The organism is Shinella sp. GW821-FHT10F02 (assembly GCF_058809275.1).
In genome coordinates, this window is sequence record NZ_JBXASL010000009.1 from 296,756 (window position 1) to 320,971 (window position 24,216).

General features: G+C 65.3%; 22 protein-coding genes. 10 read left to right on the forward strand and 12 right to left on the reverse strand.

The window, feature by feature from the left end:
- Positions 1-11 precede the first annotated feature (11 nt).
- The 4 genes from fcl to greA all read right to left on the reverse strand — a co-directional run bounded on the left by fcl (position 12) and on the right by greA (position 3,695).
- Positions 12-944, reverse strand: a complete 933-nt coding sequence (gene fcl, locus AC1RWL_RS27060) for a GDP-L-fucose synthase (RefSeq protein WP_493096417.1) — start codon at positions 942-944, stop codon at positions 12-14.
- A gap of 1 nt (position 945) precedes the next feature.
- On the reverse strand, positions 946-2,016 hold the full coding sequence (gene gmd, locus AC1RWL_RS27065) for a GDP-mannose 4,6-dehydratase (protein ID WP_439616163.1): 1,071 nt from the start codon (positions 2,014-2,016) through the stop codon (positions 946-948).
- Positions 2,017-2,096: 80 nt separating this feature from the next.
- On the reverse strand, positions 2,097-3,137 hold the full coding sequence (locus tag AC1RWL_RS27070; RefSeq protein WP_493158533.1) for a glycosyltransferase family 10 domain-containing protein: 1,041 nt from the start codon (positions 3,135-3,137) through the stop codon (positions 2,097-2,099).
- 81 nt (positions 3,138-3,218) lie between these two features.
- Positions 3,219-3,695 carry a transcription elongation factor GreA gene (greA, locus tag AC1RWL_RS27075; RefSeq protein ID WP_256117457.1) on the reverse strand — a complete coding sequence of 159 codons (477 nt, stop codon included), beginning with the start codon at positions 3,693-3,695 and terminating at the stop codon, positions 3,219-3,221.
- 674 nt (positions 3,696-4,369) lie between these two features.
- Between greA and AC1RWL_RS27080 the strand changes: the two genes are divergently transcribed.
- The 4 genes from AC1RWL_RS27080 to AC1RWL_RS27095 are packed head-to-tail and all read left to right on the forward strand — an operon-like array spanning position 4,370 to position 8,443.
- Positions 4,370-4,714 (forward strand): hypothetical protein, encoded by a 345-nt coding sequence (locus AC1RWL_RS27080; protein ID WP_493096630.1) that lies wholly within the window; start codon positions 4,370-4,372, stop codon positions 4,712-4,714.
- Between the two features lie 10 nt (positions 4,715-4,724).
- A complete protein-coding gene (locus tag AC1RWL_RS27085; protein ID WP_493096415.1) occupies positions 4,725-5,690 on the forward strand; it encodes an SDR family oxidoreductase in 966 nt (321 codons plus the stop codon).
- A 60-nt stretch (positions 5,691-5,750) separates the two neighbouring features.
- Positions 5,751-6,980, forward strand: a complete 1,230-nt coding sequence (locus AC1RWL_RS27090; RefSeq protein WP_493096414.1) for a putative DNA modification/repair radical SAM protein — start codon at positions 5,751-5,753, stop codon at positions 6,978-6,980.
- Positions 6,980-8,443: a UdgX family uracil-DNA binding protein gene (locus tag AC1RWL_RS27095; protein ID WP_493096413.1), complete on the forward strand. Its 1,464-nt coding sequence runs from the start codon at positions 6,980-6,982 to the stop codon at positions 8,441-8,443. Before AC1RWL_RS27090 ends, AC1RWL_RS27095 begins: the two co-directional genes overlap by 1 nt.
- Before the next feature lie 53 nt (positions 8,444-8,496).
- Here the strand turns inward: AC1RWL_RS27095 and carB are convergent, their stop codons facing one another.
- On the reverse strand, positions 8,497-11,979 hold the full coding sequence (gene carB, locus AC1RWL_RS27100) for a carbamoyl-phosphate synthase large subunit (protein WP_439616168.1): 3,483 nt from the start codon (positions 11,977-11,979) through the stop codon (positions 8,497-8,499).
- A 154-nt stretch (positions 11,980-12,133) separates the two neighbouring features.
- A complete protein-coding gene (locus AC1RWL_RS27105; RefSeq protein ID WP_493096412.1) occupies positions 12,134-12,709 on the reverse strand; it encodes a TetR/AcrR family transcriptional regulator in 576 nt (191 codons plus the stop codon).
- Between the two features lie 81 nt (positions 12,710-12,790).
- Between AC1RWL_RS27105 and AC1RWL_RS27110 the strand changes: the two genes are divergently transcribed.
- Complete coding sequence (locus AC1RWL_RS27110) at positions 12,791-13,972, forward strand: FAD-dependent monooxygenase (protein ID WP_493096411.1); 1,182 nt, start codon at positions 12,791-12,793, stop codon at positions 13,970-13,972.
- A gap of 7 nt (positions 13,973-13,979) precedes the next feature.
- On the opposite strand, the gene blaOXA is transcribed toward AC1RWL_RS27110, so the two are convergent.
- The gene (gene blaOXA / locus AC1RWL_RS27115) at positions 13,980-14,786 is read right to left on the reverse strand and encodes a class D beta-lactamase (protein WP_493096410.1); all 807 of its coding nucleotides are present in this window, start codon (positions 14,784-14,786) and stop codon (positions 13,980-13,982) included.
- A gap of 110 nt (positions 14,787-14,896) precedes the next feature.
- Here blaOXA and AC1RWL_RS27120 point away from each other — a divergent pair, with 110 nt between their 5' ends.
- The gene (locus tag AC1RWL_RS27120) at positions 14,897-15,784 is read left to right on the forward strand and encodes a LysR family transcriptional regulator (RefSeq protein ID WP_492647242.1); all 888 of its coding nucleotides are present in this window, start codon (positions 14,897-14,899) and stop codon (positions 15,782-15,784) included.
- A 13-nt stretch (positions 15,785-15,797) separates the two neighbouring features.
- On the opposite strand, the gene AC1RWL_RS27125 is transcribed toward AC1RWL_RS27120, so the two are convergent.
- The 3 genes from AC1RWL_RS27125 to AC1RWL_RS27135 all read right to left on the reverse strand — a co-directional run bounded on the left by AC1RWL_RS27125 (position 15,798) and on the right by AC1RWL_RS27135 (position 18,412).
- A complete protein-coding gene (locus tag AC1RWL_RS27125) occupies positions 15,798-16,826 on the reverse strand; it encodes a zinc-dependent alcohol dehydrogenase family protein (RefSeq protein WP_493096409.1) in 1,029 nt (342 codons plus the stop codon).
- 52 nt (positions 16,827-16,878) lie between these two features.
- A complete protein-coding gene (locus tag AC1RWL_RS27130) occupies positions 16,879-17,538 on the reverse strand; it encodes a dihydrofolate reductase family protein (RefSeq protein WP_493096408.1) in 660 nt (219 codons plus the stop codon).
- Positions 17,539-17,620: 82 nt separating this feature from the next.
- A complete protein-coding gene (locus AC1RWL_RS27135; RefSeq protein ID WP_493096407.1) occupies positions 17,621-18,412 on the reverse strand; it encodes a LytTR family DNA-binding domain-containing protein in 792 nt (263 codons plus the stop codon).
- A 91-nt stretch (positions 18,413-18,503) separates the two neighbouring features.
- On the opposite strand from AC1RWL_RS27135, the gene AC1RWL_RS27140 reads away from it, so the two are divergent.
- Positions 18,504-19,025, forward strand: coding sequence for a DUF2306 domain-containing protein (locus AC1RWL_RS27140; protein ID WP_493096406.1), 522 nt, complete (start codon positions 18,504-18,506; stop codon positions 19,023-19,025).
- A 107-nt stretch (positions 19,026-19,132) separates the two neighbouring features.
- Entirely contained in the window at positions 19,133-20,059 is a 927-nt protein-coding gene (gene ypfJ / locus AC1RWL_RS27145) for a KPN_02809 family neutral zinc metallopeptidase (RefSeq protein WP_256117435.1), read from the forward strand.
- On the opposite strand, the gene AC1RWL_RS27150 is transcribed toward ypfJ, so the two are convergent.
- The gene (locus AC1RWL_RS27150; RefSeq protein ID WP_493096405.1) at positions 20,043-20,633 is read right to left on the reverse strand and encodes a phosphoethanolamine transferase domain-containing protein; all 591 of its coding nucleotides are present in this window, start codon (positions 20,631-20,633) and stop codon (positions 20,043-20,045) included. The two genes, ypfJ and AC1RWL_RS27150, sit on opposite strands and share 17 nt — an antisense overlap.
- 152 nt (positions 20,634-20,785) lie before the next feature.
- Positions 20,786-21,784, reverse strand: a complete 999-nt coding sequence (locus tag AC1RWL_RS27155) for an aldo/keto reductase (protein ID WP_493096404.1) — start codon at positions 21,782-21,784, stop codon at positions 20,786-20,788.
- Between the two features lie 104 nt (positions 21,785-21,888).
- Here AC1RWL_RS27155 and AC1RWL_RS27160 point away from each other — a divergent pair, with 104 nt between their 5' ends.
- Both AC1RWL_RS27160 and AC1RWL_RS27165 read left to right on the forward strand, forming a co-directional pair.
- Complete coding sequence (locus AC1RWL_RS27160) at positions 21,889-22,791, forward strand: LysR family transcriptional regulator (protein ID WP_493096403.1); 903 nt, start codon at positions 21,889-21,891, stop codon at positions 22,789-22,791.
- A gap of 142 nt (positions 22,792-22,933) precedes the next feature.
- Positions 22,934-24,187, forward strand: coding sequence for a TCR/Tet family MFS transporter (locus AC1RWL_RS27165; protein WP_493096402.1), 1,254 nt, complete (start codon positions 22,934-22,936; stop codon positions 24,185-24,187).
- The last annotated feature ends 29 nt before the right edge of the window (positions 24,188-24,216 follow it).

Consider the following 24,216-nt stretch of genomic DNA (forward strand, 5'->3'; position numbering starts at 1 on the left):
GCTGGAAATGCTCAGCGCACGTTCTCCAGATACCACCGATAGGCGCGGGAAATGCCTTCTCGCAGGTCCGTGGCCGGCCGCCAGCCTAGGCGCCCCAGCTTCTCGTTCGACATCAGCTTGCGCGGTGTGCCGTCCGGTTTTGACGGATCGGTCTCGATCCGGCCTTCGAAGCCGACGACCTCTGCGATGAGCTTCATCAGGTCGAGAATCGGGATGTCTTCGCCCGAGCCGACATTGATGTGCTCATAGTCCTCATAGTTCTTCAGGATGAAGACGAGCGCATCGGCGCAGTCCTCGCTGAACAGGAATTCGCGGCGCGGCGTGCCGGAACCCCAGATCGTCACATGGTCGAGGCCGGCAAGCTTCGCCTCATGCGCCTTGCGGATGAGCGCCGGCACGACGTGGCTGGTCTGGAGGTCGAAATTGTCGTGGGGGCCGTAGAGGTTCGTCGGCATGGCGGAGATGAAGCGGGCGCCGTGCTGCTTCATATAGGCCTGGCACAGCTTGATGCCGGCGATCTTGGCGATCGCGTACCACTCGTTGGTCGGCTCAAGGTCGCCGGTGAGCAGCGCATTTTCCTTGATCGGCTGCGGCGCGAATTTCGGGTAGATGCAGCTCGACCCGAGGAAGAGCAGCTTCTCGACACCCGCCTCGTGGGCGGATTTGATGACGTTCAGCTCCATCGTCAGGTTGCGCTGGAGGAATTCCACCGGGTTGCGGTCATTGGCAAGGATGCCGCCGACCTTGGCGGCCGCCATGACCACGGCGTGCGGCCGGTGTTCTGTGAGGAAGCGCTCGACATCGGACCGTTCTTCGAGATCGACCGCGTCGCGCTGGGCGAAAAGGATTTCGCAATTCTCCGCTTCCAGCCGCCTGGCGACGGCGCTGCCGACCATGCCGCGATGGCCGGCAACCCAGACGCGTTTTCCCGTGAGGTCATACATGTCAGAGGCGGCCCTTGTCGGAGAACTCTTTTTGCATGAGCTTCAGGTCCTCGCGGACCATTTCGCGGGCAAGCTCGTGCGCGCTCGTCTCGTGGCGCCAGCCGAGCACCGTCTCGGCCTTTTTCGGGTCGCCGAGCAGAAGGTCGACCTCCGTCGGGCGGAAATAGCGCGGGTCGATGCTGATCAGGCATTTGCCGGTCGCGGCGTCAAAACCCTTCTCGTCGACGCCCTGGCCCTCCCAGCGGATGGTCATGCCCACCTCGGCAAAGCACCATTCGGCGAACTGGCGCACGGTGGTCGTGGTGCCGGTCGCCAGCACGTAGTCGTCGCCCTGCGGCTGTTGCAGCATCAGCCACATGCCGCGCACATATTCCTTGGCATGGCCCCAGTCGCGCTTGGCGTCGAGATTGCCGAGGAAGAGCTGGTCCTGCTGGCCGAGCTTGATGGCGGCGACGGCGCGGGTGATCTTTCGCGTCACGAAGGTTTCGCCGCGCAGCGGGCTTTCGTGGTTGAAGAGGATGCCGTTCGAGGCGTGCAGGCCATAGGCCTCGCGGTAGTTCACGACGATCCAGTAGGCGTAAAGCTTGGCCGCCGCATAGGGCGAGCGCGGATAGAACGGCGTCGTCTCGCTCTGGGGAACCTCCTGCGCCTTGCCGTAGAGTTCGGAGGTGGAGGCCTGGTAGAAGCGCGTCTTCTTTTCCAGTCCCAGGATGCGGATCGCCTCCAGCATGCGAAGCGTCCCGATCGCGTCGGCGTTGGCGGTATATTCCGGCGTCTCGAAGCTCACCTGCACATGGCTCTGGGCGGCGAGGTTGTAGATTTCGTCGGGCTGCGTCTGCTGCACGATGCGCACGAGGTTCGTCGCATCCGTCATGTCGCCGTAATGCAGGAAGAACTGCGGATCGGGCTCGTGCGGATCCTCGTAGATGTGCTCGATGCGCCCGGTATTGAACGAGGAGGAGCGGCGCTTGATGCCGTGCACGATATAGCCCTTGTCGAGCAGCAATTGCGCGAGATAGGCGCCATCCTGACCCGTTACGCCCGTAATCAAAGCCACCGGTTTCTTGGACAAGTCTGTTCTCCAGGGTGAAGGTGCAAGCGGCTTAAACCCGAACGCCCGGACGATCAACCACCGAATCCGGGCGGCCGACCTTATCGCGCCAGCAGGCCGGCGATGCGGTTCTTCAGGTGAAGCGCCTCGCGGAAGGCAAAATCACCTGCCGTCAGCAGCGGATGACCCTTGCGGGAGGCGCGCTGGCTCTTCAGCACCGCCGTGTCCTTGCCGCGCGCCGCGGTGCCGTTTTTGGCGACGACATTGGCGATCAGCGTGAGGATATTGTGGTCTTCCAGCACGCGGCGGCGCGCCTCGATGATGGCGGGCAGGCGCTTCTCGTGTTCGCCGTTGTCGATTGCCGCGCGCATGATGGCGAAGGCCTCGTCCGGCTTGCGGATGTCGATGGCGATGAAGCTCTCGGCCGGGAAATAATCGGCGGCGTTCGGCGCGCCGAAATAGAAGGGCAGCGACAGGCCGAGGAAGGGGTCGGCGAGCTTTTCGGTGAAATGGTGCGGGGCGAGGTGGTTCTCGATCGCCAGGTGATACTTGTAGGGATCGATCGATTCCGCCTTGTCGTCGACCGGCCGGTGGCCGCGGCCGAAAACGTCGAGGTCGGGCATGCGGGCGGCGATGGCCTGCGTGAAATCGTAGCGCAGGCGGTGCAGGGTGTGGCCCTGCCGCTTGGTCGAGCAGACGGTGCCGATGACTTTTGTCTTTTCCGGAAAGTGCCCGGCAATTTCATCGGCGGTCATCAGGTGCTGGCTGCCGTTGCCGTAGAACCAGCGCAGGCCCGCCTGGCTGTAGATCCGGCCGGGATGGCGCAGCGCAAAGGGCTCCTGGCTCGTCACCACATGGCCGAACTGCCGCGTATAGGCGCGGCTGTAGATCTTGATGCCGGAGGGTTCCGTCGTGAAGAGGATGGTGTTTTGCGGCGCGCAGGCGAGCTTTTCCACCCGCATCGGGCGGCGTTCGCCACCGGCAGGCGGCATGTTCTCGTAGACCGCCAGCCAGTCGTAGTCCCGCGCATCCGGATCGAAGGTGAAGGTCACGCCGTGGCGTTGCGCAAAGCCTGCCGAAAGCTGCCGGGCGAGCGGGCTTATGCCATGCGCCCGGTTGATCGGGCCCATGACCTTGACCACGGTGGCAGTGCTGCCGCCACCGGCTGGGCTATTGTCGTCTTCGGAAAGAATGGCGGTTCTCCTTCGAACGGCCGCTCGCGGTCAGCCCCAGGTGACGGCGAGGATCTCGTAGGCCTTGGCGCCGCCGGGTGCGTTCACTTCGATCGAATCGCCGACTTCCTTGCCGATCAGTGCGCGGGCGATCGGCGAGGAGATGGAGATGCGGCCCTGCTTCACGTCGGCTTCCTGGTCGCCGACGATCTGATAGACTTTCTCTTCCTCGGTGTCCTCGTCGACGAGCTTCACCTTGGCGCCGAACTTGATCTTGGCGCCGGACATCTTGGAAAGGTCGATGACCTCGGCGCGCGCGACGTAATCCTCGACCTCGGCGATGCGGCCTTCATTGTGGCTCTGGGCTTCCTTGGCAGCGTGGTATTCGGCGTTTTCGGACAGGTCGCCATGGGCGCGTGCTTCGGCGATCGCTTCGATGATTCTCGGACGCTCTTCCTGCTGGCGCCAGCGCAGTTCTTCCTGCAGCTTGACGAAACCGCCGTGAGTCATCGGTACTTTTTCAACCATTTTATCCCGTCCTTCAGCCCGCGTCGCGCGGGCTCCCGCCCGCATGAACGCAAAAGAAAACGGTCTCCGGAGAAGATTCCCCGGAACCGTCGAAAGCATTTGAACGATCCTTATAGCAGATTGCGTCGGGCGAAAGCCAGTTTTTTCGCCGCAGGTACAGCATCCGCCCACAGCGCCCGGAACAATCGGCCGCGTCTTCCAGTTAGCCGAATATCGCGGGAGGCGTGCATGACGATCGACAATTCGGACACGGACATGAGGAGCAGACCATGAGCGTGATGCAGAAGATTTCCGGTTATTTCAAACAGCTCGCCGGCGAAGTGTCGGGCAACCAGGCCATGCACGACGAAGGACGCCGCGAGGCGGCGGAGACCGGCTACCAGGAAAAACACGAGCAGGTCGTGCCCGTCGAGCCGCGCACGGTGCCCGGTGCCGAAAGCGTCGTGTCGGCGGAGACCGGCCGCGAAAAGGTCATCCATGCCGATGCCGTACCGCAGTTCGAGGTTTCGCAGGCCGGCCGCAGCAATGACGGCGTTTCGAGCGCCAAGCCGCGCGTCATCACCGGCAGCGACGATGCCACGGTGCACCGCACGCCGCCCGGCATGGAGGCGCCCGCCCGCGACTGGTCCGCCGGTTTCGACGAGACCGCGCCGCGGCAGGATACCGAGACGGGCATCACCGATTATTCCGATCCGGAGCAGCTGAAGCTCTACCGCCTCGTTCCGATCGCGTCGGCCACGGACACCAACTGGGACATCGCGCCGAACCAGGGTGAGGTGGTGGTGCGTGCCCGCTCCTCGGGTGATGCCCGCGTGGTCGCGGCTGAAGCGGAGCTCGACTATCTGGAAATCGACGCGCTGCCGGCGGATGGCAATTCCACCACCTCGTCCAGCGCCTTCCGCAACGAGAAACTCTATACCGTCGTCGATGAGAGCGATCCGGCCTACCCGCTGGACGGCCCGCGTGAAGTCGTTGCCGGCACCGTACGTGTCGACAATATCCGCCCAACCGAGCTTTGAGGAGGCCGCCATGACCCGCAGCCAATCCGCCCGCACGGCGGCCAAACAGCGTGACATCCAGGACGAGGTGGCGGCGGCCGACCGCAAAGCCGGGGAGGACACGCCGAAGGCCATGCAGGCCGGTGCGCGCCTCTATCCCGTGCCGCCCTTTCCCGAGCAGCACCAGCCGAAGCCCGGCAACGAGGCCAAGCTCGATCCTGCACCGATGTATGACGCGCCGTTCTACAAGGGCTCGGAAAAGCTGAAGGGCAAGGTGGCGCTGATTACCGGCGGCGATTCCGGCATCGGCCGGGCAGTCGCAGTGCTCTTCGCCCGCGAGGGTGCGGATGTGGCGATCGCCCATCTTGCCGAAGGTGGCGACGCGAAGGACACGATCGCCGCCGTCGAGGCGGAGGGTCGGCGCTGCATCGCACTCGCCGGCGACGTCAAGGACAAGGCTTTTTGCCGCAATGCGGTCAAGCGCACGGTGAAGGAACTCGGCCGGCTCGACGTCCTCGTCAATAATGCCGCCTTCCAGGTCCACGCCAAGGATATTCTGGACCTCTCGGAAAAGCATTTCGATGAGACGCTGAAGACCAATCTCTACGGCTATTTCTTCATGGCGCAGGCGGCGGTGCCGCACATGGAGGCCGGTTCCGCCATCATCAACACCGGCTCCGTCACCGGCCTCGAAGGCTCCAAGGCCCTGCTCGACTATTCGATGACCAAGGGCGGCATCCATGCCTTCACGCGCTCGCTGGCAAGCCAGCTCGTGCCGCGCGGCATCCGCGTCAATGCGGTGGCACCCGGCCCAGTCTGGACGCCGCTCAACCCCTCGGACAAAGAGGCGGAAGACGTCGCCAAATTCGGCGCCGACACGCCGATGAGGCGTCCCGCTCAGCCGGAGGAGTTGGCGCCCGCCTATGTCTTCCTCGCCTCGCCGCAATGCTCCAGCTACATCACCGGCGAAGTCCTTCCCATTATCGGCGGCTATTGAGCCGCCGATGACAGCCGCTTTTTCATTGACGGCGCTCTCTAGAACATATAGTGAACAAATATGAAGAAATCGCTGCAACAACGCCTGGCCATTCTGTCGGATGCCGCCAAATACGATGCTTCGTGCGCCTCCAGCGGAACGGTCAAGCGCGATTCCGTCGCGTCCGGCGGGTTGGGCTCGACGGAAGGGGCGGGGATCTGCCATGCCTATGCGCCGGACGGGCGCTGCATCTCGCTCTTGAAGATCCTGCTCACCAATTTCTGCATCTTCGATTGCGCCTATTGCATTAACCGCTCCTCCAGCAATGTCGAGCGCGCCCGCTTCACGCCGGAGGAGGTGGTCTGGCTGACGCTGGAATTCTATCGGCGCAACTATATCGAGGGGCTGTTCCTCTCCTCCGGCATCATCCGCTCGCCGGATCATACGATGGGCGAGATGGTGCGGGTGGCCCGCGACCTGCGTACCGTGCACGGCTTTCGCGGTTATATTCATCTCAAGTCCATTCCCGACGCCGCACCGGAGCTGATCGAGGAGGCGGGGCTCTATGCCGATCGCCTGTCGCTCAACATCGAGCTGCCGACGGATGCCGGCATCGGCCGGTTTGCGCCGGAAAAGCGACCGGACGGCATTCGCCGCGCCATGGGTGACCTGCGCCGCAAGATCGAGGCGGCGGACGACCCCACCCTCCAGACCAAGCGCCGCAAGCGCTTCGTGCCGGGAGGCCAGAGCACGCAGATGATCGTCGGCGCCGATGGCGCGGATGATGCGACGATCCTGAAGACGAGCGCCCGGCTTTACGGCAGCTACGGCCTGAAGCGCGTCTATTATTCCGCCTTCAGCCCCATTCCCGATGCCTCGCGCGCGCTGCCGCTGATCAAGCCGCCGCTGGTGCGCGAGCACCGGCTCTACCAGGCCGATTGGCTCTATCGCTTCTATGGCTTCGGCGTGGACGAGATCACATCCGGAACCGGCGGCATGCTGGATCTCGACATGGACCCCAAGCTCGCCTGGGCGCTTGCCAACCGCGATGCCTTTCCGATGAACGTCAACCGGGCGGAGCGCGAGCGGCTGTTGCGCGTGCCGGGCCTTGGCACGAAGACGGTGGATGCCATCCTCTCCAGCCGCCGCTTCCGCCGCCTGCGGCTGGAGGATCTGGCGCGGCTCGGCGTGTCGCTGCGCAAGGTGCGCGCCTTCATCGAGGCGGAGGGCTGGACGCCGCGGCGGCTTGCCGATCGCGCCGACCTGAAGACGCTTTTTGCGCGCAAACCGGAACAGCTTTCGTTGCTCTGATGCACACGATCCCTCTTGTCGGACGGGGCGATTTTTCCGAGTGGCGCGACGCCGCCCGTGCACTCGCTGCCGCCGGCATTTCGCCGCGCGAGGCGGACTGGCGCATTTGCGGGGTGGAGGACGAGCTTTTCGACGCCGTCGCGCCGCCGGAATTGCGGAAGCCGGACGCCGCCGCCCCGCCGCTCACTGTGCCGCCCGCCTTCCTGCCCCTGGCCGAGGCTGTCGTCTGCCATACGGAGCCCGGCCGGTTTCACATGCTCTACCGGCTGCTCTGGCGCCTGCAATCGGATCGTCGCCTGCTGGAGTTGACGGCGGACAAGGATGTCGCCTGGGCGCGGCTTCTCGCCAAGAACGTCCACCGCGACAGCCACAAGATGACGGCCTTCGTGCGCTTCAAGGAGATTGCCGGCGAGACGGCGGGGCGCCGGCGGTTTTTTGCCTGGTTCGAGCCGTCGCATTTCGTCGTGGCGCGCACTGCACCGTTCTTCCGCCGGCGCTTTGCCGACATGGACTGGATCATCGCGACGCCGAACGGCACGGCAAGCTGGGATGGTGAGACCCTGATCTTCGACACGCGCCCCGGCGAAAATCCTGGCCATGGCGACCCGACCGACGAACTCTGGCGCACCTACTATGCGAGCATCTTCAATCCGGCCCGCCTGAAGCTGAAGGCCATGCAGGCGGAAATGCCGAAGAAATACTGGCGCAACCTGCCGGAAGCCGATCTCATCCCCGAGATGATCGCCAATGCCGAGGCGAATGTGCGCGCCATGGCCGAGCGCGCCGCGAGCGATCCGCCGCTCTTCCACTATCGCCTCCAGGAGGCCGCGCAGCCCCTGTCGCAGATCGTGCCTGCCGGCGCCGGCACGATCGAGGCGGTGCGCGAGGAGGCGCGCCACTGCACGCGCTGCCCGCTGCATTGCACGGCGACGCAGACCGTTTTCGGCGATGGGCCGCAGGATGCGAGCGTGATGATGGTTGGCGAGCAGCCGGGCGACCAGGAAGACCTCGCCGGCCGCCCCTTCGTCGGCCCGGCGGGCAAGGTTTTTGACGCCGTGCTGAAGGAGGCCGGCATTCCCCGGCAGTCCCTCTACCTCACCAATGCGGTAAAACATTTCAAATATGAGCCGCGCGGCAAGCGCCGCATCCACCAGAAACCGGACCGCGGCGAAATCGACCATTGCCGCTGGTGGCTGGCGAAGGAGGTCGAACTCGTCAAACCCCGCCTGATCGTGGCTCTCGGCGCCACCGCGCTTTATGCGCTCAGCGGCGAACAAAGGCCGCTCAACCAGGTCCGCGGCAAGCCGATCACCATGCAGGGCGACATGATCCTATACCCAACCATCCACCCCTCCTACCTGCTCCGTCTGCCGGACGAAGCCGAACGCCAGCGCCAGCACGCGCTGTTCGTCGAGGACATGCGGCTGATCCGGCATTTGGGAGAGACGCTCGTGGCTGCATAAAAAAGCCGGGCGATATTACCGCCCGGCTTCAAACACATTTTTAAGCGCCGTTCTCAGAAATACGACTGCAACGGCCTTACTTCGAGCTGGCCTTGCTTCAGCGCCCGGATCGCCTGGGCGGCGGCAAGCGCGCCGGCCATGGTGGTGTAGTAGGGCACCTTCTGCATCAGGGCGGCGCGGCGGAGCGACTTGGAGTCCGAGATCGCCTTGTTGCCGTCCGTCGTGTTGATGACCAGCTGGACCTGGCGGTTGCGTATGGCGTCCTCGATATGCGGGCGGCCTTCCTGCACCTTGTTGATCTTGACCGCCTCGATGCCCTTTTCGGCGAGGAAGCGGGCGGTGCCGGAGGTAGCCATCACCTTGAAGCCGATGCCGGTGAGGATGTTGATCGCCGGCAGCACGCGGTCCTTGTCCTCGTCGCGCACCGAGACGAAGACGGTTCCTTCGCGCGGCAGGTCGACGCCGGCGCCGAGCTGCGACTTGGCGAAGGCGAGCGCAAAGTCGGTGTCGAGGCCGATGACCTCGCCGGTCGAGCGCATTTCCGGGCCGAGCAGCGTGTCGACGCCCGGGAAGCGGGCGAAGGGGAACACGGCTTCCTTGACGGCGATGTGCTTGAGGTTGCGCGGGTCCGGCTTTTCGCCATAGGCGGCGATCGCGGCGTCGAGGCTCTCGCCGGCCATGATGCGGGCGGCGATCTTGGCGATCGGCGCGCCGATGGTCTTGGCGACGAAAGGCACGGTGCGCGAGGCGCGCGGGTTGACTTCCAGCACGTAGATCGTGCCGTCCTTGATGGCATATTGCACGTTCATCAGGCCGCCGACATTCAGCGCCTTGGCAAGCGCCTTGGTCTGGCGTTCCAGTTCGTCGACCGTCTCGCTGGAGAGCGTGTGGACCGGCAGCGAGCAGGCGCTATCGCCCGAATGGATGCCGGCTTCCTCGATATGCTCCATGATGCCGGAGACGAAGACGTCCTTGCCGTCCGAAATCGCGTCGACATCGACTTCCACCGCGTTCGACAGGTAGCTGTCGAAGAGCAGCGGGTTCTTGCCGAGCAGCGTGTTGATCTGACCGGTCTTGTCGTTCGGGTAACGCTGCTTGATGTCTTCTGGCACCAGTTCCGGCACGGTGTCGAGCAGGTAGGTCTGCAGCATCGATTCGGAATGGATGATCTGCATGGCGCGGCCGCCGAGTACGTAGGACGGGCGCACGACGAGCGGGAAGCCGATCTCGGCGGCGACGAGGCGCGACTGCTCGACCGAATAGGCAATGCCGTTGTTCGGCTGGGCGAGGTCGAGCTTCTGGAGCAGCTTCTGGAAGCGGTCGCGGTCTTCGGCCAGGTCGATCATGTCGGGCGCGGTGCCGAGGATCGGGATGCCGTTCTTTTCCAGCGCCTCGGCGAGCTTCAGCGGCGTCTGGCCGCCGAACTGCACGATGACGCCGACGAGTTCGCCCCTGGTCTGCTCGGCCTTCAGGATCTCGATGACGTCTTCGGCCGTCAGCGGCTCGAAATAGAGACGGTCGGAGGTGTCGTAGTCGGTCGAGACGGTTTCCGGGTTGCAGTTGATCATGATCGCTTCATAGCCGGCATCCTTCAGCGCGAAGGCGGCGTGGCAGCAGCAATAATCGAACTCGATGCCCTGGCCGATGCGGTTCGGTCCGCCGCCGAGGATGACGACCTTCTTGCGATCGGAAATGCCGGCCTCGGAGCGTGCAGCACCCGCAAACGGCGTCTCGTAGGTCGAGTACATATAGGCGGTCGGCGAAGCGAATTCGGCCGCACACGTATCGATACGCTTGAAGACCGGGCGCACGTCGAGGCGGTTGCGCAGTTCCGCCACTTCCTTCGGGCGCTTGGCCGAAAGGGTTGCGAGGCGCGCGTCGGAGAAGCCCATGGCCTTCAGCATGCGCAGGTTTTCAGCGTCTTCCGGCAGGCCGTGCTCGCGGATGCGGGCCTCCATGTCGACGATCGCCTTGAACTGCTCGATGAACCACGGGTCGATCTTGGAACCGTCATGCACCTCTTCGGGGGTGAGGCCGAGGCGCAGCGCCTGGGCGACCATGCGCAGGCGATCGGGCGTGGGCCGCGAGATCGCGGCGCGGATGGCGTTGCGGTCGTTGCCGTCGCCGAGGCCCGGGATTTCGATCTCGTCGAGGCCCGTCAGGCCTGTTTCGAGGCCGCGCAGCGCCTTCTGCAAGGATTCGGCGAAGGTGCGGCCGATGGCCATCACTTCACCGACCGATTTCATCGCGGTGGTCAGCGTCGGCTCGGCGCCGGGGAATTTTTCGAAGGCGAAGCGCGGGATCTTCGTCACCACGTAATCGATCGACGGTTCAAAGGAGGCCGGGGTCGCACCACCGGTGATGTCGTTTTCCAGCTCGTCGAGCGTGTAGCCGATGGCGAGTTTTGCCGCGATCTTGGCGATCGGGAAGCCGGTCGCCTTGGAGGCGAGTGCGGAGGAGCGTGAAACGCGCGGGTTCATCTCGATGACGACGAGGCGGCCATTGGCAGGGTTAACGGCGAACTGCACGTTCGAGCCGCCCGTTTCGACGCCGATCTCGCGCAGCACCGCGATCGAGGCGTTGCGCATGATCTGGTATTCCTTGTCCGTCAGGGTCAAGGCAGGCGCGACGGTGATCGAGTCGCCCGTGTGAACCCCCATCGGGTCGATGTTCTCGATGGAGCAGATGATGATGCAGTTGTCCGCCGTGTCGCGGACGACCTCCATCTCGTATTCCTTCCAGCCGAGCACCGATTCCTCGATCAGCACTTCCGTGGTTGGGGAGGCGTCGAGGCCGGAATTGACGATCTCGAAGAATTCCGAGCGGTTGTAGGCGATGCCGCCGCCGGTGCCGCCGAGCGTGAAGGACGGGCGGATGATGGCGGGAAGGCCGATCACGTCGAGCGCCTGCGCGCCGATCGCCATGGCGTGGCTCATATAGCGCTGCTTGCGGTCGGTCTCGCCGAGGTTCCACTGGTTTTCCAGCTCGTCCAGCGCCTTGTCCAGCGCATCGCCGGAAAGCTCGGCCTTAACCTTCGCGCGCTCGGCCTCGTGCACCTTGCGGTCGAGGTCCTTGATCTCGGTGGCGTTGGCGAGCAGCGATTTCGGCGTTTCGAGGCCGATGCGGGCCATCGCCTCGCGGAAGAGCGCGCGGTCTTCGGCCATGTCGATGGCGGCGGGCTTGGCGCCGATCATCTCGACATTGTAGCGTTCGAGCACGCCCATGCGCTTCAGCGAGAGCGCGGTGTTGAGCGCGGTCTGGCCGCCCATCGTCGGCAGCAGCGCATCCGGGCGTTCCTTGGCGATGATCTTGGCGACGACTTCCGGCGTGATCGGCTCGACATAGGTGGCGTCGGCCAGGCCCGGGTCGGTCATGATCGTTGCCGGGTTGGAGTTGACGAGGATGACGCGGTAGCCTTCCTCCTTCAGCGCCTTGCAGGCCTGGGTGCCGGAATAATCGAATTCGCAGGCCTGGCCGATGACGATCGGCCCCGCGCCGATGATGAGGATCGATTTCAAATCTTGGCGCTTGGGCATGTCTCTATCCGTTCTTCCGCGTGCGCGAAAATCCGGCCAAGGTGATGGGTTCACCGGCCGGGCGCGCAAAAATGGTCTGTCAAGGCTAGAAGCGGCTTATAGGCAAATGCGGAGGCGAGCGGAACCCCGAAAATGGAGCAATCGACAGGAAAAGTCAGCGCCGTGCGCCGTCGATGTAGCCCTGGATCGCGCGGCCGACATCCGTCACGAGGCGTTCGCGCGGCAGCGCCACGACAGGCGGCAGTTTCAGCACGTATCGGGTGAAGGCGAGACCGAGGATCTGCGTGGCGACGAGGCCGGCAACGGCCGGCGTATCCGGCCCTGCGATCCGCGCGATGGCGGGGGCCACCTGTGTCGCGAAAATCTCGCGCAGCCGCTCGGCGGCAAGCTCGTTGACGGCGGCGGAGCGCAGCGCGATCGGTAGCGCGCTTCCGCCGCCGTCGCCTTCCCAGACGGAGAGGAAATGGCGCACCAAAGCCTCGCCCATCGACGGGGCGGGGAGGTCGGAGAGATCGGGCAGCCGCAGGTCGATATCCGCCGCGCGGGCAAAGAGCGTTTCCTTGCCGCCGAAATAGCGGATGACCATGGCGGGGTCGATATTGGCAGCGGTGGCAATGTCGCGCACTGTCGTGCCGTCATAGCCTTTTTCGGCAAAGAGGGTGCGCGCCGCTTCTAGTATGGTCTCGCGCGTGCGGTCCGATTTGCTTTTTTGGGGTCGAGAATCACGCATGCGAAGAAAATGCCAACGCGTGTTGACAAATTCAAGCGTCCCGCATAAAAGTCAACGCATGTTGATATTTGGAGAGCAACCATGCTGCCGCACGAGACCGATGTCCTGATCGTCGGGGCAGGGCCGACCGGCCTTGCGCTGGCCGTCACCCTGCAACAGGCAGGCGTTGCCCATGTGATTGTCGACCGGCTCGCCACCGGCCAGAACACCTCGCGGGCGGCCGTCATCCATGCCCATACGCTGGAGGTGCTGGAGCATATCGGCGTCACCGACGTGCTGGAGCAGCGCGGCCTGCCGCTTACGCGCTTTGCGCTGCGCGAGCATGACAAGGCGCTGCTGGAGCTCGACTTCTCCATGCTGCCCTCGCGTTATGCGCAGATCCTGATGATCCCGCAGGACGAGACGGAGGCGATCCTTGCCGAGCGGCTGTCGAGCCTGGGCGGCACGATATACCGCGGCGCTTCGGCGACGACGATCGAGCAGGACGCGACGGGTGCGGTCGTCCACCTCGATACGCCGGAGGGTGTGCAGAGCATCCGCGCCCGCTATGTCGTCGGCGGCGACGGCATGCACAGCGTGGTGCGAAGTGCAGCCGGCATCACCTTCGATGGCGAGACCTACAGCGAATCCTTCGTGCTCGCCGACGTACACATGGACTGGGCACTGAGCGACGAGGTGTCGCTGTTCTTCTCTCCGGAGGGCATGGCCGTCGTCGCGCCGCTGCCGGGCGGGCGTTACCGTATCGTGGCCCCCGTCGTGGACGCGCCGGAGGCGCCGGACGTGGCCTTGGTTCAGGCGGTTCTCGACGCGCGCGGGCTGCGCAAGGGCGTCAGCCGCGTGCGCGACGTGATCTGGAGCTCGCGGTTCCGCGTGCACCACCGGGTCGCCTCGCGCTACCGCTCCGGCCCGTTCTTCCTCATGGGCGATGCCGCGCATGTGCATAGCCCGGCCGGCGGGCAGGGCATGAACACGGGGCTCGTCGATGCCGTCGTGCTCGGCCGGCTGCTGGCCGATGTGCTCACCGGCAAGGCGCCGGAGGCGACGCTGGACCTCTATGAGGAGAAGCGCCGGCCGGCGGCGGCCGAGGTGCTGGAACTGGCAGGCCGCCTGACGAAGATCGCGACGGTCCGCAGCCGCATCGGCCGGACCTTGCGCAATATCGCCCTGCGGCTTCTCGGCACCTCGCCGGTCTTCTGCCGCAAGCTCGCCCTCAACGTCTCGGGCCTTGCCCGCAAGGGGCTTGGAATGGTCCCGTCGCGGTGAGCGCGGGTCAGTCCGTCGCGAGAATGCCGGGCAGTTCCTTCAGGATGCTGTCGCGTGCCCTGAGGCTGGTGCGCGGCTCCTGCTTTTTCTCGTCCTGTATCAGCCGGGCGAAGACGACGGTGCGCTCGTCGCGGCGCGCCCAGCCGACATACCAGCCATAGGGGCGGCCGTATTCCGGCATACCGTCAGCCTTGCGGGAATAGGCCATGCCGGTCTTGCCCTGCACGCCCCAGCCGTCCTCGATATCGCGCCGCTCGACGATCTCCATCGCCCTGTCCATCGCGTCGGCGGCGACCGGCAGTTCGTGGTTCACCAGCTTCTTCAGGAATTCCACCTGTTCGCGCGGCGAGATTTTCAGCGAGGAGGCGATCCAGGCGCGTTCCAGGCCGTTGTCCTTGCCGGGGTCGCCCGCCATATCGGCATTGCCGTAGCCGAAGGCATCGGCATAGTCGCGCAACTGCTCGTAGCCGAGGAATTCGGCGATGCGCTGCGAATACCAGACGACGGAAAATTCCATCCAGCGCTTCGGGCTCGTCGGCTGCCGCCAGGCGTCGCCGCCCCAGTCCGGATAACCCTTCATGAAGGGCAGCACCGGTTCCTCGGCGTCTTCGAGATAGCCCGAATCGTAGCCCATCACCGCGAGCGGCACCTTGAAGGTGGAGGCGGGCGTCACGCGGGTCGCGCAGTCGCCCTTTTCCAGAAAGACCTCGTCGCTTCCCGCATCGGCAACGATGGTACAAATAATGCGGGCTTGCGCCGGCACATTCATGCCCGCAGCCAGCAGGGCGCCGGCCGCGAAAAGACGGATGTCCATCACGTTTTCCTCGAATTTTGAATGGCTTGCGCATTCTGAATAGCAATGCTTTGATGGCCTGGCAAAAGATCAATACTGGTCTCAGCCATGAGGAAAACTGGGGCATTGCCATGGTTCGGCCATATCTGCCGCTGAACGCGTTTCGCGCTTTCGAGGCCTCCGCCCGGCACCTGAGTTTTACCCGGGCGGCGATCGAGCTGAACGTGACGCAGGCGGCCGTCAGCCACCAGGTGAAGAGCCTGGAGGACCAACTCGGCGTCGTGCTGTTCAAGCGCCTGCCGCGCGGGCTGATGATCACGGCGGAGGGCGAAAGCCTGCTGCCGGTGCTGCGTGACAGTTTCGACCGCATGGCGGATGTCGTGGAACGCTTTCGCGGCGGGCATGTGCGGGAAATCCTGACGATTGGCGCCGTCGGCACCTTTGCGGTCGGCTGGCTGCTGCCGCGGCTGGCGAGTTTTCGCGAGCGCCACCCTTTTGTCGAAGTGCGGCTTTCCACCAACAACAACCGCGTGGACCTCGCCGCCGAGGGCCTCGATTTCGCCATCCGCTTCGGTGCCGGCGCCTGGCATGGCACGGATGCGGTCCGCCTGTTCGATGCCCCGCTCTCGGTGCTGGCCATTCCCACCGTGGCGCGCGACCTGAAGGAGCCCGCCGATCTGCTCGGCATGACGCTGCTGCGCTCCTACCGCCGCGATGAATGGACGCGCTGGTTCGAGGCCGCCGGCCTGCCGCGCACGCCGCCGCCGCAGAATGCCATCGTCTTCGATACCTCGCTCGCCATGATGGAGGTGGTGCTGCAAGGGGCGGGCGTCGGCCTCGCGCCGCCCTTGATGTTTTCGCGGTTGCTGGGGGCGGGGGCCGTGGTGCAGCCGTTCAAGACCAGCGTGACGCTTGGCAGCTACTGGCTGACCCGCCTGCAATCGCGCAGCGTCAGCCCCGCCATGTCCGCCTTCGCGGCCTGGCTGGAACAGGCGGTGGCGGAGGAAGGGCTGGACTGAATGTCGATTGGTCCTATGCCAGTCCCGGCATGACCAGCACCTTCACCTCGCCCGGCCGTGGCGGATTGATCACCGCATCGGGTAACGCATCGAGGCCGATGCGGCGGGAGACCAGGCGGTCGACCTTGATCGTGCCGGCGGCGATGAGGGCGGCGGCGCGGCCGTGCGTGAAGGGATTGACGAAGGAGGTGAGGATTTTCACCTCGCGGAAGAGCAGGTCGAAGGGCTCGAACGCCACGGTTTCCCCCTGCGGCATCACGCCGAGAATGACCACCGTGCCGCCATTGCGCGTAAGTCTCGGCGCCTGCTCCACCGTTTCGGCCACACCGGCGCATTCGATGACCACGTCCGCCCCGCCCGGCAGCAGGCCGGTCTTTCCGGCGATGCCCTGGATGGCGTCGCCGGCGGTGGGGTCGAAGGAACCGGTCGCGCCGATTTGCTCGGCGAGCGTTCGGCGCACGGCCTGGCGGGTGACGAGGATGACGGAGGCGGCACCGGCAAGGCGGGCGAGCTGCACGACCAGCATGCCGATCACCCCGCCGCCGAGCACCACGACGGAACTGCCGGGCTCTATGCCCGCCATATCGATGCCGTGCAGGCAGCAGGCGAGCGGCTCGCAGAAGGCGCCGTGTTCCGGCGGCAGCGAGAGCGGCAGTTCGTAGGCCTGCTTTTGCGGCACCAGAACGTATTCGGCAAAGCCGCCGTCGCGGTGGATGCCGATCGCCTGCAGGTTTTCGCAGAGGTTGACGCGGCCGCGCTGGCATTGCGAACAACGGCCGCAATGGATGTTGGGATCGCCGGTGATGCGCATGCCGGGGCGAAAATGGATCACGGCATCGCCGACCGCTTCGACGATGCCGGAAAATTCGTGGCCCAGCGTCACCGGCGGCTTGCAGGGGAATTCGCCGTGAAAGAGGTGGCGGTCCGTGCCGCAGATGCCGGCGGCCTCGATGCGCACGAGCAGGTCGTCCGGGCCGGGCACCGGATTTTCCACCTCGCGCACGAAAAATCCGCCGATCGCTTCCAGCCGCGCCGCCTTCATGCCGTCCTCCCATTTTCCTCGAGAGGATTAGGAGCGGGAACGGCAGGCGCGGTCAAGTCAGGTTGCGGCGACGCTCCAGTTCGGCATCGGTCGGCGTGTCGAACTCGAAGGAGCCGGTGGTGACCTCGCCGGCGCGGGCATATTTGCTGATGACGACGCCGGTGTCGCTGCTGCGCGAATCGACGAGCGTCAGCGCGCGCGGGAAGGCGGTGTCGCCGAACAGCCGCTTGCCCTTGCCCAGGATGACCGGGAAGGTGAAGACGTTGATCTCGTCGACGAGGTCGTTTTCGAACAGCGCCTTCAGGAATTCCGTCGAGCCCTGCGTCAGCAGGTCCGGTCCGTCCTCGCTCTTCAGCGCCTTCACGGCGGCGATCGCGTCTGCGCCAAGAACGTGGCTGTTCTGCCAGGTGGCCCGGAAGGCCGGGTTTCGGGTCGCGACATATTTGTTGATGCGGTCGAAGAGCGGGCCGATCGGGTCGTCCTTCTCGACATAGGGCCAATGGGCGGCAAAAATGTCATAGGTCTTGCGGCCGAGCAGCAGGTCGAAGGGTTTTGCAAACATCTCGCCGACGGCGGCACCGCCCTTCTCGTCGAAAAGCGGGGCCACCCAGCCGCCGAACTTGAAGCCGCCGATCGGGTCCTCCAGCGGCCCGCCCGGCGCCTGCATGACGCCGTCGAGGCTGACGAATGCGCCGACATTGATCTTTCTCATGGGTCTTCTCCTCGCGTGATCGCTTCACTGATATCTAGAGACGCGCGGCCAAAGGGCGATCCGACACGGCCCTGAAAAATTATCAGCCGCGGCCCCAGCGGGCGCGCACCGCCTCGGCCCGGCTGCGGCTCACCGGTATTTCCCGCCCGTCCTTGAGCAGGATCGAAAGCCGGCCATCGCCGCGCAGGAGCTTTTCGACATGGGCGTCGGCGACGAAATGCGAGCGATGCACGGAAAGGCCGGGCGTTGGGCCGAGCTCTTCCAGCGCATCGGAAAAGCGCAGCAGGATCAGCTCCCGGCCGCGGCTCGTCGTCACCTCGGTATAGTGGTCGGCGACGGTGAGATGCAGGATCGCGCCACGGTTTTCCGGCTTCAGCCGGCGCAGCAGCGGGACCTCGGCGCGCTCCTCCCGGGCGGGCGAAGGAGACAGCGCCTGCGCCTGCTTGCTGCTCATCGTCATGAAGGTCAGGCCGCAGAACAGGGCCGAGAGCAGGAGGCCGGTCGCGATGCTTTCGGCGAGGACGGAAGGAGTTACTTCGCCGCCGAAGGTCAGCAGGCTGATCGCTTCCGTCGCAAGCCCGACGGGCACGCCGGCAATCAGCGTGCCGAGTGCCATGCGGCCGAAAAGGCTCGCGATCCTGTGCGCGAAGAGCGTGTTGACGACGACGATGGTGACGATCGCAATGCCCCAGGCGACGGCGTGCAGCACGAGCCAGAAGCCGAGGCGCGGCACGGCGGCAAGCCGCTGCGACGTGCCGTAGGGACCGGTCACCCAGAAGATCAGAACGACGGCGCCGAAGGTCGCCCAGAAGCGGGGCGAGCCCAGGAAAACCTGCAGTTCACGAAGCGCGGATTGCAGGAAGGGGCGTTCCACGAAGTTTTCCGTCCATTCGGGCCAAAGCGTTTGAGGCGATCCGATCAATGTCTGAAGACCGAAGCGATTTCAACCGCATCCGGAGCCCGCCATGACCTTCGAGCCGCTTCTCAACGCCCCTTCCGCCGTGCAGTTCCATGTCGCGACCGTGCTGCCAGCGGCTGTCCTCGGCGCCGTCCTGCTCGCCCGCCCGAAGGGCACGCCGGCGCATCGTCTCCTTGGAAAAATCTGGTTGTTGCTGATGGTTGCGACGAGTTTTTCGACCTTCTTCATCCATGACCTGAAGGTGGTCGGCGACTTCAGCCCGATCCATCTGCTCTCCGTCTACGTCATCGTCGGCAGCGTGCCGGCGATCCGCGCTGCGCGCCGCCGCGATATCCGCGCGCACCGTGCGCATGTCGCCGGCATGTATTTCGGCGGCATCGTCGTGGCCGGGCTTTTCACGCTGGCGCCGCACCGCGTGATGGGCGCCATGATCTTCGATGGCGCCTCCGGTCTGGCCAGCGGGCTGGCGGCCGCCATCGTCAGCGTGCTGCTCGTCGCGGCGGGCGGACTGGCCGTTCGCGAGGCCGGCTGGCTGGATCGCCTGCCGGCGGTTTTCCGGCGGCGCTGACGGCTGCTTTTCATTTTGCAAGGCGCCCGCCAGGCCCTATAAGCTGGTGCTGAGGAACGAATTCACTTTGTGGGCGTTCGTCGGCAATCAATTCGGGGAAATGCGCCATGGAATGGAAAGGTCGCCGTCAGTCGAGCAATGTCGAGGACCAGCGCGGGGCCGGAGGCGGCCCTTCGCTCGGCCGCGGCAATGGCGGGTTCCGTATTCCGATGGGCGGCGGACGCCGCGCCGGCGGCGGCATGAGCATCGGCACGATCATCTTCCTCGTCGTGATCTACTTCATCTTCAAGGCGATGGGCATCGACCTGTTGCAGGTGATGGGCGAGGGCGGCGGGCAGGTCAGCGTGCCGGGCTTCGAGCAGACGGAAAGCGCCAGCCAGCGCTCCTCGCCGCAGGAAGAGGAACGCAAGGCCTTCATGGCAACGGTGCTCGCCGAGACCGAAGACACCTGGAACGGCATCTTCCAGACGGCGGGCGAACGTTATGAGGAGCCCAAGATGGTGCTCTTCTCCGGCTCAGTGCAGTCCGCCTGCGGCTTTGCCTCGGCGGCGTCCGGCCCGTTCTACTGCCCGGGCGACCGCAAGCTCTATCTCGACATGAGCTTCTTCGACGAACTCGCCAACAAGTTCGACGCGTCGGGCGATTTCGCGCAGGCCTATGTCGTCGCGCACGAGGTCGGCCACCATGTGCAGAACCTCACCGGCGTGCTGCCGCGCTTCAACCAGCAGCGCCAGCGCATGAGCGAGGTCGAGGCCAACCAGATGTCGATCCGCGTCGAGCTCCAGGCCGATTGCTACGCCGGCATCTGGGGCAAGTATACCGAGCAGAAGGGTCTTCTGGAGCGCGGCGACCTGGAGGAGGCGCTGAACGCCGCAACCCAGATCGGCGACGACACGCTGCAGAAGCGCACGCAGGGTTACGTCGTGCCGGAAAGCTTCAACCACGGCACGTCCGAGCAGCGGCGCCGCTGGTTCAAGCGCGGCTTCGATACCGGCCGGGTCGATGCCTGCGATACGTTCAAGGGCGATGTGTGATGAGGGATGCGCCGGCGGCACTGCCGCCGTCGGCGACCTTCAGGTCTTCCTCGACGATCGAGGCATATTTGCCGGAATGGGTGAGCGCGACCGCCAGCGCCACGACGAGCGTCGGCACGGCGATTGCGAGATTGCCGCGCAGCTGCCAGAAGAACGGCCGGTGCACGACCTTTACCCACAGCAGGAAGGCTGCCGGAATGCCGGCGAAGGCCAGCATGTGAAAGGCGAAGCGCAGCGGCTGGAAGGGGGCACCTTCGCCCTGTTCCGCGGCGCGAAACACCCCGTCATCGTCCATGAACCAGGCGGCGGCCGCGGCGATGAGCAGCAGCAGGATGAAGAGCGGCTTCATCACGTTTTTCCATGAGAAGATGACGCAGGTGGCGATGAACAGGCAGAAGAAGCCGCCCGTCACCAGCACCAGCGTGTCCGGCCGGGCGCCGAGCAGCGCCCAGGTCTCCATCCAGAAATCGCGGCTGGTGATCAGGAAGAGATAGAGGCCGGTGGCAAGGCTGACCGTGAGGCTCGCGAAGGTGGGTCGGGCGGAAAGATGGCTCGGGGCAGAGCGGGTCGACATTGCCGGTCCTCAAGAACTGATGCGCAGGCACACATCTCGGCGCGCACCGTTACCGGCGCATGACAATCCGTGTGTATCCGCGCATTTCTCTCACGAGGAACCTGACAGGACGCTGACGACGGGCAGTGTTGTGCGGCCCGTCATCAGGGGAATCAAGCGCGCTTTTCGCTGTCCATATGGGCGAGCTGCGCGGCGGGGTAACGCTCGCCGGCCGCCGCATCCTTCGGCATGGCGGCTTCGATGGCCGCCAGATCGGCCTCGCTCAGCGAAACCGCCTGCGCGCCCAGCGCTTCGGCCAGCCGGTCGCGGCGGCGGGCGCCGACCAGGGGAACGATATCCGCGCCCTTCGCGGCGACCCAGGCGATGGCGAGCTGGGCGACGCTTGCGCCCTTTTCCTCGGCGACGCGGCGCAGCGCCTCGACGAGGGCGAGGTTCTGCTCGACATTGCCTTCCTGGAAACGCGGGCTGATGCTGCGGAAATCGCCGCCGGCACTCGCGCCCTTCTGCCAATGGCCGCTGATCAGGCCGCGCGACAGCACGCCATAGGCGGTGATCGGGATGCCGAGCGCTCGGCAGGTCGGCAGGATATCCTCCTCGATGCCGCGCGAGATCAGCGAATATTCGATCTGCAAATCCGCGATCGGGTGAACGGCGGCGGCGCGCCGGATGGTTTCCGACCCCACTTCCGACAGCCCGATATGGCGGATGTAGCCCGCCTTCACGAGGTCGGTGAGCGCGCCGATGGTCTCCTCGATCGGCACGGCCGGGTCGAGGCGGGCGGGGCGGTAAATGTCGATATGGTCGGTGCCGAGCCGTTGCAGCGAATAGGCGAGGAAGTTCCGGATCGCTGCCGGGCGCGAATCGTAACCGCTCCAAGCGCCGTCCGGCCCGCGCAGCGCGCCGAACTTCACGCTGATCACCACGTCCTCGCGCCGGCGGTCCCTGAGCGCTTCGGCGATCAGCATCTCGTTGTGGCCCATGCCGTAGAAATCGCCGGTATCGAGCAGGTTGATGCCGGCGTCGAGGGCGGCGTGGATGGTGGCGATGCTTTCGGCCCGGTCGGCCGGGCCATACATGCCGGACATGCCCATGCAGCCGAGCCCGATGGTGGAAACGACGGGGCCGGTCTTGCCGAGTTGGGTGGTCTTCATGGCGTCTCTCCTGTGATCTGCCGTTCGGTCGAGAGCCTTTTACCGCTTCGGCCTTTGTGCGATAATCCGTCCTCTCCTGAACAGCTTGTGCGGTTTTCCAAACAATGAGCCAAATCCCCCTTGCCGATCTCGATGCCTTTGTGGCGATCGCCCGGGTGAAGAGTTTTCGCGCGGCCGCAAAGCTCCGCGGCGTTTCCGCCTCGGCGCTGTCGGAGGCGATGCGGCGGCTGGAAGGGCGGCTCGACCTGCGCCTGTTCAACCGCACGACGCGCAGCGTCACGCTGACGGATGCTGGCGAGCGCCTGCTGGAGCGGCTGGCGCCGGCGCTTGCCGAAGTCGAGGCGGCGATCGACGGCGTCAACAGCCTGCGCAACCGCCCGGTCGGTCGGCTGCGCCTCAACGTGCCGGGCGTCGTCGCCCGCTTCGTGCTGCCGCCGATCGCGACGCCCTTCCTCCAGGCCTATCCCGGCATCACGCTTGAGGTTGCCTCCAACGACGCTTTGGTCGACGTGCTCGCGGAAGGTTTCGACGCCGGCATCCGCTACGAGGAGGCGCTGCACCAGGACATGATCGCCGTGCCGATCGGCCCGCGCCGGCAGCGTTTCGTCGTCGCCGCCGCACCGTCCTATATCGCCGAGCATGGCGCGCCGGACCATCCGCGCGACCTGATGCAGCATCGCTGCATCCTGCACCGCTTCGCCAGCGGCCGCGTGCTGCCCTGGGCCTTCGAGCGCGGCGAGGAGAAGATGTCCCTGATGCCGCCCGCCTGCCTTATCTCCGGATCGAACGAGGTGGAACTGCATGCCGCCGAGGCCGGCCTCGGCCTCGTCTGCACCTTCGAGGAGTTCCTCGCGCCGGCGCTTGCCACCGGCGCGCTCCGGATCGTCATGCCGGACTGGATCCAGACCTTTTCCGGCCCCTTCCTCTACTATCCGAGCCGCATCCTGATGCCGGCGCCGCTGCGCGCCTTCGTCGACTTCGTGAAGGCCAATCCCTGGCCCGAATGAGGCGAAGCATCAGTGTGCCACATCCGCATCATCAAAAATTTTGCGATGTTCACGGATTGTTTCGCGGGAAAAAGTGAAATACAACTCCTCGCCTGACGTTTTGCCCGCCGCGATGGGCGCCGATCATTCCAGAGGTGACACCATGATCGATGCCAGGTCCACCCGGCGGGGGCTCTTTCTCGTCTTCATGATCATGTTTCTCGACGTGATCGGCATCGCCATCATCATGCCGGTGCTGCCGACCTATCTGCGCGAACTGACCGGTGACGACATCAGCCAGGCGGCGATCGATGGCGGCTGGCTGCTGCTCGTCTATGCCGGCATGCAGTTCCTGTTCGCGCCCTTCATCGGCAACCTGTCGGATCGTTTCGGCCGCCGCCCGGTGCTGCTCGCCTGCATCCTCACCTTCGCCATCGACAATCTCATCTGCGCGCTCGCCACCAGCTACTGGATGCTCTTCATCGGCCGGGTTCTGGCCGGCATCAGCGGCGCGAGCTTCGGCACCGCCGCCGCCTATATCGCCGACGTCTCGACGGACGAGACGCGCGCGAAAAATTTCGGCCTGATGGGCATCGCCTTCGGCACGGGCTTCGCGCTCGGGCCGGTCATCGGCGGCCTGCTCGGCGAATTCGGGCCGCGCATCCCGTTTTATGGTGCGGCGGCGCTGGCCTTTCTCAATTTCGTCGCGGCCTGGGTCCTGCTGCCGGAAAGCCTGGAGCCCGCCAACCGCCGCCGCTTCGAATTCTCCCGCGCCAATCCGCTCGGCGCGCTGTTGCAGATGCGGCAATATCCGGGCGTGCTCTGGGTCGGGCTCGTGTTCTTCTGTTACTGGCTGGCGCATGCCGTCTACCCCTCCGTCTGGCCCTTCGTTGCGGCGCTCCGCTACGGCTGGAGCGAGGGGCAGATCGGGCTGTCGCTCGGCGTTTTCGGCATCGGCGGGGCGGTCGTCATGGCTTTCGTGCTGCCGCGCGTCGTGCCTAAGCTCGGCGAATATCGCACCGCGATCGTCGGTCTCGCCTTCGCAGCGCTCGGCCTCTCCGGCTATGCCGCGGCCTGGCAGGGCTGGATGGTCTATGCGGTGATCGCGCTGACGGCGCTGGAAAGCCTTGCCGACCCGCCGCTGCGCTCGATCGCATCGGTGCGCGTGCCGCCATCGGCCCAGGGCGAGTTGCAGGGTGCGCTCACCAGCGTCTCCAGCATCACGACGATCATCGGGCCGCTGATCTTCACGCAGGTCTTCAGCCACTTCACGGGGCCGGCCGCGCCGGTGGTTTTTGCCGGCGCGCCCTATGCGCTGGCGGCGGTGATCCTTTTCATCGGTCTCGTGATTTTCATCGTGAAGCTGCGCGGCGCCGATGCGGGGCCAAGCGAGACTTTGGCCGCGCAATCGCCCTGAAGCGCTTTCAACCGTGACGTTTTGACGAA